The 12,470-nt window shown below is 66.3% G+C and carries 11 protein-coding genes; 7 read left to right on the top strand and 4 right to left on the bottom strand.

Going from position 1 to position 12,470, the window contains the following annotated elements:
- On the top strand, positions 1-715 hold a 715-nt coding region (locus AC0L3D_RS34620; RefSeq protein ID WP_473647318.1), incomplete at its 5' end, for an ATP-binding cassette domain-containing protein.
- The gene (locus AC0L3D_RS34615; protein WP_473647317.1) at positions 712-1,515 is read left to right on the top strand and encodes an ABC transporter ATP-binding protein; all 804 of its coding nucleotides are present in this window, start codon (positions 712-714) and stop codon (positions 1,513-1,515) included. The genes AC0L3D_RS34620 and AC0L3D_RS34615, both read left to right, overlap by 4 nt.
- Here AC0L3D_RS34615 and ggt read toward each other — a convergent pair.
- The 4 genes from ggt to AC0L3D_RS34595 all read right to left on the bottom strand — a co-directional run bounded on the left by ggt (position 1,509) and on the right by AC0L3D_RS34595 (position 6,406).
- On the bottom strand, positions 1,509-3,095 hold the full coding sequence (gene ggt, locus AC0L3D_RS34610; RefSeq protein WP_473647316.1) for a gamma-glutamyltransferase: 1,587 nt from the start codon (positions 3,093-3,095) through the stop codon (positions 1,509-1,511). The two genes, AC0L3D_RS34615 and ggt, sit on opposite strands and share 7 nt — an antisense overlap.
- 128 nt (positions 3,096-3,223) lie before the next feature.
- Positions 3,224-4,078 carry a TIGR01459 family HAD-type hydrolase gene (locus AC0L3D_RS34605; protein ID WP_473647315.1) on the bottom strand — a complete coding sequence of 285 codons (855 nt, stop codon included), beginning with the start codon at positions 4,076-4,078 and terminating at the stop codon, positions 3,224-3,226.
- The gene (locus AC0L3D_RS34600) at positions 4,075-5,361 is read right to left on the bottom strand and encodes an FGGY-family carbohydrate kinase (protein WP_473647314.1); all 1,287 of its coding nucleotides are present in this window, start codon (positions 5,359-5,361) and stop codon (positions 4,075-4,077) included. The genes AC0L3D_RS34605 and AC0L3D_RS34600 overlap by 4 nt, the downstream gene beginning before the upstream one ends.
- A gap of 1 nt (position 5,362) precedes the next feature.
- Positions 5,363-6,406 (bottom strand): class II aldolase/adducin family protein, encoded by a 1,044-nt coding sequence (locus tag AC0L3D_RS34595; RefSeq protein WP_473647313.1) that lies wholly within the window; start codon positions 6,404-6,406, stop codon positions 5,363-5,365.
- 199 nt (positions 6,407-6,605) lie between these two features.
- Between AC0L3D_RS34595 and AC0L3D_RS34590 the strand changes: the two genes are divergently transcribed.
- The 5 genes from AC0L3D_RS34590 to AC0L3D_RS34570 all read left to right on the top strand — a co-directional run bounded on the left by AC0L3D_RS34590 (position 6,606) and on the right by AC0L3D_RS34570 (position 12,341).
- A complete protein-coding gene (locus AC0L3D_RS34590) occupies positions 6,606-7,388 on the top strand; it encodes a DeoR/GlpR family DNA-binding transcription regulator (RefSeq protein WP_023797319.1) in 783 nt (260 codons plus the stop codon).
- Complete coding sequence (locus tag AC0L3D_RS34585; protein WP_473647312.1) at positions 7,385-8,764, top strand: FGGY-family carbohydrate kinase; 1,380 nt, start codon at positions 7,385-7,387, stop codon at positions 8,762-8,764. The genes AC0L3D_RS34590 and AC0L3D_RS34585 overlap by 4 nt, the downstream gene beginning before the upstream one ends.
- Positions 8,761-10,305 (top strand): sugar ABC transporter ATP-binding protein, encoded by a 1,545-nt coding sequence (locus tag AC0L3D_RS34580; protein ID WP_473647311.1) that lies wholly within the window; start codon positions 8,761-8,763, stop codon positions 10,303-10,305. The genes AC0L3D_RS34585 and AC0L3D_RS34580 overlap by 4 nt, the downstream gene beginning before the upstream one ends.
- Positions 10,306-10,325: 20 nt before the next feature.
- A complete protein-coding gene (locus AC0L3D_RS34575; RefSeq protein WP_473647319.1) occupies positions 10,326-11,324 on the top strand; it encodes an ABC transporter permease subunit in 999 nt (332 codons plus the stop codon).
- Between the two features lie 78 nt (positions 11,325-11,402).
- Positions 11,403-12,341 (top strand): ABC transporter substrate-binding protein, encoded by a 939-nt coding sequence (locus tag AC0L3D_RS34570; RefSeq protein WP_091595356.1) that lies wholly within the window; start codon positions 11,403-11,405, stop codon positions 12,339-12,341.
- Positions 12,342-12,470 lie beyond the last annotated feature (129 nt).

Raw genomic sequence — 12,470 nt, 5'->3', positions numbered from 1 at the left:
GGGGGGGGCTCGGGGGGGGTCCGCCGCGCCCCCGCCGGGCGCCCCCCCCCCCCCCGCGCGGGGCGGCCCCCCCCCCCCCCCCCCAACCGCGGGGGGTCTCACAGAACGCAAGCCTCTAAAATCCGCCGCCAAACCCAGCCACACCCCCCTCGGTGGCCGCGATATCGGCTTCGTCTTCCAGGACCCGTCGGCCAGCCTCGATCCGGTAATGGCGGTTGGCGAGCAGATCGCGGAAGTCGCGCACACGCATCTCGGCCTCAGTTGGTCGCAATCCCGTGCCAAGGCAAAAGCCCTGCTCGAACGCGTCCGCCTGCCCGACCCGGACGCCGCTTTGCGCGCCTATCCGCACCAGCTTTCCGGCGGCCAGAAGCAACGCGTGGCGATCGCCGCGGCGATTGCGGCCGGTCCGAAACTGCTGATCGCCGATGAGGCGACCAGCGCGCTCGACACCATCGTGCAGGCCGAGATCGTCGCGCTGATCCGGCAATTGGTGGCCGAGGACGGCATGACGCTGCTGTTCGTCAGCCACGACATCGCGCTAGCCGCCGAGCTGGCCGAGCGCATCGCCGTGTTCCGGCACGGCGAGCTGGTCGAGCTCGGCACGACGGCGCAGATCGTCGCTAGTCCGCGCCACGCCTACACAAGAGCGCTGCTTAACGCCCATCTCGGCCTCGACGCCGAACCGCTGCTGCAGCAGTCAGGAGCGTCGCGGTGAGCAGTCCATTGCTGGCTGTTTCCGGCCTGACCAAACGATATCGTCGCGGCGGCAAGGCAATAGCCGCCGTCCATGATGTCTCCTTTCATATCGAGGCCGGCGAGACGCTGGCGCTGGCCGGCCCTTCCGGCAGCGGCAAGTCGACGGTCGCGCGGCTGCTGCTGCGGCTGATCGAACCGGACGCCGGCCGCATCGAGTTCGAAGGTGGCGATTTCCTGTCCCTGAACGATACTGCGTTGCGCGCCCGGCGCGCGCGCGTGCAAATGGTCTTCCAGGACCCGCTCGCCGCCTTCAATCCGCGCGCCAGCGTGGCGCGTGTGCTTGACGATCCCTTGCGCATCCATGGCATCGCAGCCCGATCAGAACGCCCGCGCCGCATCGCCGCTCTGCTCGAGCGCGTCGGCCTGAGCGCTGATCTCGCCGCTCGTGCCATCCACGAGATCTCGGGCGGCCAGCGCCAGCGCATCGCGATCGCTCGCGCCATCGCCCCAAACCCGTCGCTGATCATCCTCGACGAGGCGGTGTCCGCGCTCGACGTATCGGTGCGCCGGCAGATCCTGCAATTGCTGCTCGATCTGCAACGCGAGCAACGGATCGCCTATTTGTTCATTTCGCATGATCTCGGCGTCATCAGCGCCATCGCCCATCGTGTCGTCATTCTCGATGCCGGCCGCGTCGCCGAAAGCGGCAACGCCCGCGCGGTCATCGGTACCCCGCAGTCGACGATCGGCAAGGCGCTGGTGGCGGCAGCGCCAAAACTGAACAGGACCAGCACGCAGGGCGCAGCGGACCGTCAGTAACCCAGCGCGCAACCATCCTTGCGCGGATCGGACGCGCCGGTAAGCGTACCCTTGTCCCAGTCGATCAGCACCAGCTGGCCGCCGCCATGCGGCTCGGTTGGGACGGACACGTCGTGACCTCGCTCGCGCAGGCCGGCGATCGCCTCGGCCGGAACGCCACGCTCGGCCTCCACAGTGTTCTGTCGGTAAAACACGCGTGGCGCATCCAGCGCCTCCTGCGGGTCCATGCCGAAGTCGATCATGTTGGTGAGCAAATGGACATGGCCGAACGGCTGGTAGCCGCCGCCCATCACGCCAAACGGCATGACTGCCCTGCCCTTGGCTGTCACCATGCCCGGCATGATGGTGTGCATCGGGCGTTTTCCCGGTGCGATGCGGTTTGGGTGGTCCGCCGCCAGGCGGAAGCTGCTGCCGCGATTCTGCAGGACGACGCCGGTCCTGGGGCCGACCACGCCGCTGCCGAACGAACCAAAGGTCGAGTTGATGAAGCTGACCGCATTACGGTCGCGGTCGACCACCGAGATGTAGACGGTATCGCTGGGCTGAAGCTCCAGGCGTGGCAGATGCGTCATTGCGCGCGCCGGATCGATCTCGGCGCGAAGCTGGTCGGCATGGGATCTGGACAACAACTGCTGCACGGGGACATGGACCTGGTTCTGGTCGCCGATGAAATTGTCGCGGTCTTGATAGGCAAGCCGCCCCGCCTCGATCTCGAGATGAAAGCGCTCGGCGCCGTTCGGTTCCAGCGAACCGAGCGAGAAGCCCGACAGCACATTCAGCATGATCAGTGCCGTCAGCCCCTGGTTGTTCGGCGGCATCTGATGAATGTCGTAGCCCCGGTAGGATGTGCCGACGGGCCTGACATAGTCGCCCTTCGTCGCCGAAAAATCCTCGAGCGCATGCAGCCCGCCAAGCGCGCGCAGACGCGACACCATGTCGTCGGCGACTTCGCCTTCATAGAAGCCGGCACGGCCACGGCGCGAGACGATGCGCAGGGTCTCGGCCAGTTGCGGCTGCCGGTGCAGCTCGCCGGCCAGCGGCGCCTTTCCATCCGGCAAAAATATCCGCGCGGCATGTTCGTCGGCGGCCAGCAAGGCAGCACTTTCAGCCCAGTCGAAGGCCACGCGGTCTTGGACGACATAACCCTGTTCGGCGTAACGTATGGCCGGTGCGAGCGCGGCGTCGATGCCCTTTCTGCCATGATCATCGAGCAGCCGGCACCACGCGTCGACGGCGCCCGGCACGGTGACCGCGTGCGGACCGGACTCAGGCAGTTCGTCGAGCCCCTTGTCCAGATACCACTGCGCCTCTGCTGCCGCAGGTGCGCGACCTGAGCCGTTGAAGGCCAGAACCTCGCCTTGACCATTGGGACAGTAGAGGACGAAACAGTCGCCGCCGATACCCGTCGATTGCGGCTCGACGACCGCCTGCACCGCCGCCGCGCACACGGCCGCGTCCATTGCATTGCCGCCGGACCGCAGCATCTCGACCGCCGCCAGCGTCGCCAGCGGGTGCGATGTCGCGGCCATCGCTTCCGTCGCACGAACCGGCGACCGTCCGGGGAGTTGAAAATCACGCATGCAGTTCAATAGCCTCCGACCAACCAGATGTGAACTGGCAACAGCAGCCAAAGGGCTGCGCCACCGAAAGCAGCACGAACGACGGAACGATCACCATGGCAGCGCTCAACCCTCGCAAGCTGCCGATCTCAATCAGCGAATCTGAAACTGTCCGTGGTGTAATCGGGGTAGGCATCCAGACTGTCGAAAAGCTCTGCCAGGTCACGGGTATCCGCCAATATTCCGGACAAGACCAGCGCGGTCGCCACGCCGGCACCAATTCCACCGGCGACATCGTGTTCGACGCTGTCGCCGACACAGACCACGCTGCTGCGGTCCGGGTTGCCCGCCAGCGCCAGCGCGGCGTCGAAGATCGGCGTGTAGGGCTTGCCGATGCGGGTGACGCTGCCGCCGAGGCTCTCGTAGAGATCCGCAAGCTGACCGGCGCCAAAGCGAGGCCCGACCGCCGTCAGCATGATCTTGTCGGGATTGGTGCAGAAGCACGGCACCTGCCGCATCGCTGCCGGCGCAAAAAGCCGGCGATAGTGCTCGATATCGTAATGGTCGCCCTCACTGGCGGCGATCAGCACCAGCTCGGCATCGTCGCCGCCCCCGGTCAACACGAAAGGCAGGCCTTCAATCGCCGAGCGGTCGCCCTCGCGGCTGATCAGCAGGCACTTTGTGTTTGGGCGCAGCTTTCCGGATATCGCCATTTCGTGGAAAGACCGCCACGCGATCTCGCCGGAAGAGACAAATTGATCCCAGCTTCCTGGTTCGAAGCCGAGCTTCAGCAGGCGGGCCTCATTGGGCCGCGCCCGCCTGCCGGAATTCGAGACCAGCACGATCGTCCTGCCTGCTCGCTTCAGCGCCGACAACGCCTCCACGGCGCCCGGATAGGGGTTCGTGCCATCGTGCAGTACGCCGAACTGATCGAGCAGGAACACCTGATAGCGCTCGACCAGCGCTCCGATGCCGTTGAGATGTTCGACTGGTTTCGTGCTCACAACAGCCCCGCTGCGATTGCGCCCATCAGCGCCAGCCGCGCCGTGCCGGCGGCCGCCTCGTCCGAAAGCGCCGGCAGAAAATCGACACCCAGCTTGCGCTGCCGGATCGCGGTCCAGGCGGCGTTTGCCGCACCGCCGCCGACACTCCTGACCGACGTCAATTTGGGGGCGCCGAGTTCGGCAAGCCGGCGATAGCCGAGCGCCTCGATCGCCGCGATGCCCTCCAACATCGCTTTCAGATAGTCGGCGTCGTCCGCCGGCCGCGGCGTCAGGCGTGGCGGCAGAGCCGGATCGGCCACGGGGAAGCGTTCGCCAACCGCGGGAAGCGGATAGTAATCGAGGCCGGTCTCAGTCATGGGATCCATCGCCGCACTCAACTCGATGATGCGCGCCAGAGAAAAATGCTGCGCCAGCACCTTGCCACCCGAATTCGACGCACCACCGGCCAGATAGGCATCTCCCAGCCGGTGACTGTAGATGCCGAACTGCGGCGCCGAGATCGGCCGGTCGGACAGGATCTTGATGGTCAGCGAGGACCCCAGCGCGGTGACGCCGTCACCAACTGCCGCAGCACCCGTCGCCAGGAACGACGCGCAGCCATCCGTCGTGCCGGCGACCACGGCGACGTCGCGCGCCAGGCCGAACCGGTCCGCGGCGTTCGCGGTGAGCTTTCCCGTGACATCGCCCGGCTTGACGACACCAGGCAGGAATCCCATGCGCATGCCGGTAGCGGCGATCCAGTCCGGCCAGCGCCGCGCCTCGACGTCGTAGCCGGTCTTCAGGGCATTGTTCTCGTCGCTGATATCGAAGCGGCCGGAGAAATTTCCCGCGATCCAGTCGGCCTGATGCAGCACCGCGGCGACGCCGGGCTGGCGCTGGAATGACAGCGCCTTGGCGAGACCGGACGTCGCCCCACGTGCTGCGCTCGCGGCCGGTGCCTCGCGCGCGATCACCGCCAGAATGGCGTCGTCGTCGACCTTGTCGTTGTACATCAACGGCTCGGCCGGCGGCCGCCCGGCGCCGTCGACCGGCAGCAGCGTGCCGGAAGTGCCGTCGACGGCGATCGACCGGACCGCCGCACGATCGATGCTCGAAAGCAGTTCCGTCAGCGCAGCGCCGACCGCTGACCACCATACCGACGGGTCGCGGGCATTCTGGCCAAATCTGTCGAGTGGAACGGCGGAACGCGCGGCAATCGAAAAGTCCGGCCGCATGGCGACGGCGCGGGCGCCCGATGTGCCGATGTCGATTCCGATCGAAAGCGGGCCGGTTGACAACGCCATGTCAGCTGCCGGCCGCATTGAGTTTCTGGCGATACTGCTCGGCGTCCCAGTTGATCAGTTCGTCGTTCTCGGCGGCGGTCAGATAGTTCAGCTTGGCCGCGACGTCGACCCGCGCCGTCACGTCGGCGAGGCAGCGTTGCATGGCGTTGGCGCCGGCACTGGCCTCGCCGCGCATCAGCACGCCAAGCCCGGGAAACAGGATCGCCACCGGTGCCGTGCCGCACCGTTCGGTGACACGCATCACGTCCTCACCGGGCCTCGCCACGACCGAACCCTGGCCGAGAAAGATGACGTGATCGGGATAGAGGCTGCCTCCTGACGCCATGCGGCAGCTTTCAGGATCGATCGCGACGGCATGCGCTTCGCCATCCGCCGGCAGCCTGTAGCCGCTGCGTGCGATGAGCGTCGTCAATGCGACAACGTTGGGCTCCGCCACCTTACGGGGCGGCCGCGCCAGAAGTCGTGTGACGCGACGCAGCAGCGCATCGGCGCCGGCGACGGTCTCGGCTGCGACGACCAGGCCATGGTTGGCAAGGATCAGCACATCGACCCCGGGCCGAAGGCGCTCGGCAATGCCCTGGGCAAGCGGCAGGCCGGGCCGGCGATACGGAACATACGCCCATTCGAGGCCATCCAGGCGGTTGGCGACTTGAGCCTCGCAGTCGGCCTGCACGGCAAGCGAAATGGTATCGACGCAGTGGACATGCAGAACGACGCGCTGCGGCATCAGCGCGTGAACCGTGGTCTCGATCGAAGGACGCAGCTTGCGGGCGTTGAGCGCCTCGATGGCGAAACCCTGTGGCTGATCGGCGGCCGGGTCGCGCTGTTCGACAGCCCTAATCAGCGGCGGGATCGCCACCGGGACCATGATGTCCTCGGCGAGCGCGTCCTTCAACCAGGTGCCGGAAGCCTTGATCCAGAGCGTGTCGCCGTCTTTCAGCGACGTGTTGCCGCCCGCGGCCTGGGTCAAGTGCGGGTCGCGCCCGATGCTGGCCGAAAGCGACCGCAAAGCGCCCAACTCCTGCGCATCCGCATTGATTGCCATCGAAACTCCTTCACAAACCGGCCGCCTAGCCACGGCTTTGGATCCCGGTAGCCGGGACAGCGAGTGACGCTGGTATCGCAGCGGCGAGTAAGTTACGTCAATAGTGATCTTATCCCACCAAATCAAGCTTGCAATCTGATCTGCGTTGAGTAAGTTGCACCAATTGCCGTGGCAAGATGGCATTTCGGGAGGGTATCCGTTGAGCGACTCCGGCCGCCAGCGTCAGATCGTCGAGCTGTTGCGGGATCGCCCCTTCGCCTCGGTGCGCGAGCTGCAGGAGCGGCTCGGCGTATCGGCTGCGACGGTGCGGCGCGATATCGACAAGATCGACGAGGCCGGCGAAGCACGCAAGGTCTATGGCGGCATCTCGGCGCTCGATGGCGCTGCGCAGGCGGGCGTCGCCTATGCCCGGCCCTACGACGAGAACCGCGATCTCGCGGTCGAGGCCAAGCGGCAGATCGCCGCTCTCGCGGCGACCATGGTGCGCGATGGCGACGCCGTCATCGTGCATGGCGGTTCGACCTGCTTCCATCTCGGCGTCAAGCTCGCTGACCGCAACATCCGGCTCTATACCAACTCGATGCCGCTCATCGCCTATTTGAGCGACCACGGCCATTGCAGCCTGACCGTTGCCGGCGGCGAACTGCATCGCGAGCCTGGCATCATCCATTCGCTCACCCAGACGGTGCCGTTCTACGCATCGAAGTTCTTTCTTGGCTCGCAGGGCATCGGCCCGGAGGGCGTGCTGGAATCGCATCCGCTGCTGGTCCGCTCCATCGCCGAGCTCAGCCTATGCGCCGACCAGATCGTGGTGCTGGCCGACAGCCGCAAACTGTCGATCCATGCGCGCAACGTCGCGCTGCCCTTGTCGCGCATCGGCACGCTGGTGACCGATGACGGCCTTTCCGATGCCGACGCACGCATGCTCGAAAACGCCGGCGTCATGGTGCGGATCGCCTCTGCCTCGGGAGCCGTCCAGTGAAGGTGGCTGTCCTCGACTTCGGCAAGACCAACTCGAAGCTGTTCGTATTCGGTCAGGACGGGCAGATTCTAGGTGAGCGCCGGACCCAGCCGAACTGGACGCGCGAAGGCGGCTTCAGTGTGCTCGACGAAGCAGCGCTTCACGATTGGGCGGCTCGCGCCGTCGGCGAAGCGGTCGACGTCCATGGCATAGAGGGCTTAATGGTTTCGGGCCATGGCTGCACCTTTGCCCTGGTCGACGATGCGGCGCTGACGCATCCGATACTCGACTACGAGCAGGAGCCGCCGGCCGAGATTGCCGCGCAGATCGATCGCCGCATTCCGGATTTCGCCGAGACCTTCTCGCCGCGCCTGCCGCTCGGCTTCAACTATGGTCGCCACATGCTGTGGCTGAAGACGGTGCAACCAAGCGTATTCGCCGCCGCCAAATCGATCCTCGGTTATCCCCAATACTGGAGCTGGCGCTTTGGCGGCCGGGCGGTCTCGGAGGTGTCCTATCTCGGCTGCCACTCGCATCTGTGGGCGCCGCGCAAGCGCGATTTCTCCACGCTGGTCGACGCCGAGGGATGGCGCGGCCAGATGCCCGCCTTCGAGCGTGCCGGCGCGGTCATCGGCGAGCAGCGCTTCGGCGGGGCGACACGGCCGATCGCCATTCACAACGGTGTCCATGACAGCAATGCCGCGCTCCATGCCTATCGCCGGCAGGCGCTTGGTCCGGTCACCGTCGTCTCGACCGGCACCTGGGTTGTGGTGCTCAATCCGGACTGCCCGCTCGACGCGCTCGATCGCGACCGCGACATGTTGGTCAATGTCGATGTCGATGGCGGCCGGGTGCCGACCATCCGCTTCATGGGCGGCCGTGAATTCGCAACGATCAGCGCCGGTTGGCAGGGCGCGATCGCCCCCTCAGCCGTACAGCAGGTGATCGACGCCGGCATCATGGCGCTGCCGAGCTTCGCGCCAGGCGGGCCGATGCCTGGCCATCGCGGCGAACTGGTCGGGCGCGCACCCAACGCGGAGGAGTGCGCGGCCGTGGCGCTGCTCTATGTCGCGCTGATGGTCGATCTGTGTCTCGACCTGATCCATTCGAACGACACGGTGATCGTCGATGGCGGGCTGAACAGTGGCGGACTGGTCGCCAGCCTGCTGGCGCAGCTGCGTCCCGGCCAGGCCTTCATGCAGGGCGCCACGCTGGAGGGCAGCGCCACCGGAGCAGCGGCTCTGGCCTTCGAGAGTGTTGGACGCGAATTTGCCGCCGAGGCGCCGGAGCCGGTACGCGCCTCGAGCTTCACCGAGCTTGCCTTCTATCGCGATAGCTGGCGCGGTCTCGCCGCCGACCGAGGCGTCGCTGATGCCGCAGCGGGAGGCGCGCGATGACCGCCGCTGCCCGGATCGAAACCGTGCGCCAGCCGGTGCTGGAGATGCGGCACATCTCCAAGACGTTCGGCCCGATTCGCGCCTTGCAGGACGTATCGCTGACCGTCCACGCCGGTGAACTGCACGCGCTGATGGGCGAAAACGGCGCCGGCAAGTCGACGCTGATGAAGGTGCTGTCCGGCGCCTATTGGCCTGATGCCGGCGGCGAGATTCTGATCGACGGCACACCGGTCGCGACCGGCGACCCGATCAAGGCACGCGCCAACGGCATTGCCGTCATCTATCAGGAGCTGTCGCTGGCGCCCAACCTGACGGTCGCGCAGAACATCTTCCTCGGCAACGAGCCGAGACGGTTCGGCATCGTCGACCGCGACCAGTGCAATCGCCGCGCCAAGGAGATCATCGCACGGCTCGGCGTTTCCTTCTCGGCGCGCGCCTCGGTCTCCAGCCTGTCGCTTGGCGAACGCCAGATGGTCGAAATCGCCCGCGCGCTGTCGACCAGCGCGCGCATCATCGTCATGGACGAGCCGACCACCTCGCTGACCTCGCGTGAGACCGACAGGCTGTTCGAGGTGATTGCGACGCTGAAGGCGCAGGGCATCGCCATCATCTACATCAGCCACCGCATGGAGGAGGTCTACCAGCTTGCCGACCGCGTCAGCGTGCTGCGCGACAGCGGCTATGTCGGCACGCTCGAACGCGCCGATCTGAACGCCTCGCGCCTCGTCTCGATGATGGTTGGCCGTGACCTGTCCGCCTTCTACAAGAAGGATCACCGCCCGCCGGACAGCAAGCGCGCGATCGCAATGTCGGTGCGCGACATGTCGGACGGCAATCTCCTGAAAGGCTGCTCCTTCGACCTGCACAAGGGCGAAGTCTTGGCGCTGGCGGGCCTGGTCGGCTCCGGCCGCACCGAACTCGCGCGGCTGATCTTCGGCGCCGACAGGCACACATCAGGCACGCTGGAACTCGACGGCAATCCGATAGCCATCGGCTCGCCGCGCGAGGCGCTGGATGCCGGCATCGCCTATCTTACCGAAGACCGCAAGGAACTCGGCCTGTTCCTCGACATGTCGATTTCCGACAATATCAGCATGGGCGTGCTCGCCAGGGACGCGCAGGCCGGCGGCCTGCGCGACTTCGCCACGGCCGAAAGGCGCGCTGCCAAGGCCGTTTCCGACCTCTCCATCCGCAGCAGGTCGGTGCAGGCCAATGCCGGCTCGCTGTCGGGCGGCAACCAGCAGAAGGTGCTGCTCGCCCGCCTGCTCGAAACCGAGCCGCGGGTCCTCATCCTCGACGAACCGACCCGCGGCGTCGATGTCGGGGCGAAGTCGGAAATCTACCGGCTGATCGATGATCTTGCCAAAAAGGGCATCGCCATCCTGATGATCTCCAGCGAACTGCCGGAGGTGATCGGCGTCGCCGACCGCGTGCTGGTGATGCGCGACGGCATTATCGCTGGCGAGGTGACCGCATCCGAAGGCCAGCCGCTCAGTCAGGAGGCAATCATGGAACTCGCAACGGGAGCGGCCAAGGGATGACCGACAAGAGCGGCCTGGACATGACCGACAAGGCAACCGGGATGAGTGCGGGTGACCAGGCGGTCGGCAGGAGCCGGCGGCTGCGCACCGCCTTCGCCGCCCTTGGCATGCTGCCGGTCCTGATCCTTTTGGCGGCCGGCTTCCAGATCATGAACCCGCGCTTCCTCACCGAGACCAACCTGTTGATCGTCACCCAGCAGTCGTCGATCAACATCGTGCTCGCGGCCGGCATGACCTTCGTCATCCTGACCGGCGGCATCGACCTGTCCGTCGGCTCCATCCTTGCCGCCTCGGCGATGGTGGCGGTGATGGTGTCGCTGGTGCCAGAGTGGGGCATGCTCGGCGTGCCGGCGGCCATTCTGGTCGGCCTCGGCTTCGGCGTCATCAACGGGCTGCTCGTCGCCTATATCAAGCTGCCGCCCTTCATCGTCACGCTGGGTTCGCTGACCGCCGTGCGCGGCGTCGCCCGCCTGCTCGGCCAGGACACCACGGTGTTCAACTCGGACCTGCCGTTCGACTTCATTGGCAACGGGTCGCTGTTCGGCATCCCCTGGCTGGTCATCATCGCTCTGTCGGTCGTGGTGCTGTCCTGGCTGGTGCTCAAGCGCACCGTGCTCGGCACCTGGATCTATGCCGTCGGCGGCAATGCCGAGGCTGCCCGCCTCACCGGCATCAAGGTGCCCCTGGTGCTGCTCTTCGTCTATGGCGCTTCAGGCCTTCTCGCCGGCCTTGGCGGCGCCATGTCGGCGGCCCGGCTCTATGCGGCCAACGGGCTGCAGCTTGGGCAGTCCTACGAACTCGACGCCATTGCCGCAGTCATTCTCGGCGGCACCAGCTTCGTCGGCGGCGTCGGCTCGATCTGGGGCACGCTGATCGGCGGCCTGATCATAGCGGTGCTCTCCAACGGGCTCATCCTGGCCGGCGTCTCGGACATCTGGCAGTACATCATCAAGGGATTGGTCATCATCGTGGCGGTCGCCCTCGACCGCTACAGGCTCCAGGCGGGAGCAAGAACGTGATTGACCTAGTCGCCGGCGTCATCGACCCGGTTCATGTGTAACGCACCGTGAGAGGCGCGGGGCATCAGGAGGAAAACAATGAAGACCATCGCTAAACTGCTCTGCGGCGTTGCCCTCGCGGCCGTCGCCGTCGCACCGGCCTCGGCCAAGGACCTGAACAAGGTCGGCATCTCGGTCGGCCTGCTCGGCAACCCGTTCTTCGTCGCCACCATCAAGGGCATCGAGGACGCCGCCAGGAAGATCAACCCGAACGTCGAGGTGACGTCGGTGTCGGCCGACTACGACCTTAACAAGCAGGTCTCGCAGGTCGACTCGTTCATCGCCGCTGGCGTCGACGTGATCATGCTCAACGCCGTCGACGCCAAGGCGATCGCGCCGGCGGTGAAGAAGGCGCAGGCGGCCGGCATCGTGGTTGCCGCATTCGACGTTTCGGCGCCGGGCGCCGACGTCACCGTGATGACCAACAACGTCAAGGCCGGCGAAGCGGCCTGCCAGTATCTGGTCGACCACACCGGCGGCAAGGGTGACTATGTCATACTGAACGGGCCGGCATCATCGTCGATCCTGGAGCGGGTGAAGGGCTGCAAGGACGTGCTGGCAAAACACCCGGACATCAAGATCCTCTCCGACGACCAGAATGCCGAAGGCTCGCGCGACGGCGGCCTGAAGGTGTTCCAGTCGCTGCTGACCCGCTTCGACAAGATCGACGCGGTGTTCGCCATCAACGACCCGACGGCGATCGGCGCCCAGCTTGCGGCCAAGCAGCTCAACCGCTCGGAGTTCATCTTCACCGCGGTCGACGGCGCGCCCGACATCGAGAAGGAACTCTCTTCCGGCACCTCGATGATCAAGGCCTCGGCCTCGCAGGATCCTTACGTCATGGCCGGCCAATCGCTGCAGATGGCAGCTGAAGTGCTCGCCGGCAAAAAGCCGGCTGAGGCCACGGTGCTGCTCGACCCGCAGCTGATCACGGCAGAGAACCTGAAGGACTATAAGGGCTGGACCGCGGCCCGCTAGCTAAAGCCTCCCAAGGCTGGTGGGGGGGGGGGGGGGGGCCCCCCCCCCATTTTTTTGTGTGGAGGGTTTTTTGTAGTCCGGGGGGCGAGCTGGGGGGGGGGCGGGGGGGGCGGCGCGGGCGCCCGGGGG

Source organism: Mesorhizobium sp. WSM4837 (assembly GCF_055811435.1).
This window is presented reverse-complemented; position numbering and strand designations above follow the sequence as displayed.

Coding starts and splice junctions, on each gene's coding strand:
- ggt (WP_473647316.1), bottom strand. CDS start 3,095: ATGCGTGATTTTCAACTCCCCGGACGGTCGCCGGTTCGTGCGACGGAA.
- AC0L3D_RS34600 (WP_473647314.1), bottom strand. CDS start 5,361: ATGGCGTTGTCAACCGGCCCGCTTTCGATCGGAATCGACATCGGCACA.
- AC0L3D_RS34595 (WP_473647313.1), bottom strand. CDS start 6,406: ATGGCAATCAATGCGGATGCGCAGGAGTTGGGCGCTTTGCGGTCGCTT.
- AC0L3D_RS34580 (WP_473647311.1), top strand. CDS start 8,761: ATGACCGCCGCTGCCCGGATCGAAACCGTGCGCCAGCCGGTGCTGGAG.
- AC0L3D_RS34575 (WP_473647319.1), top strand. CDS start 10,326: ATGACCGACAAGGCAACCGGGATGAGTGCGGGTGACCAGGCGGTCGGC.
- AC0L3D_RS34570 (WP_091595356.1), top strand. CDS start 11,403: ATGAAGACCATCGCTAAACTGCTCTGCGGCGTTGCCCTCGCGGCCGTC.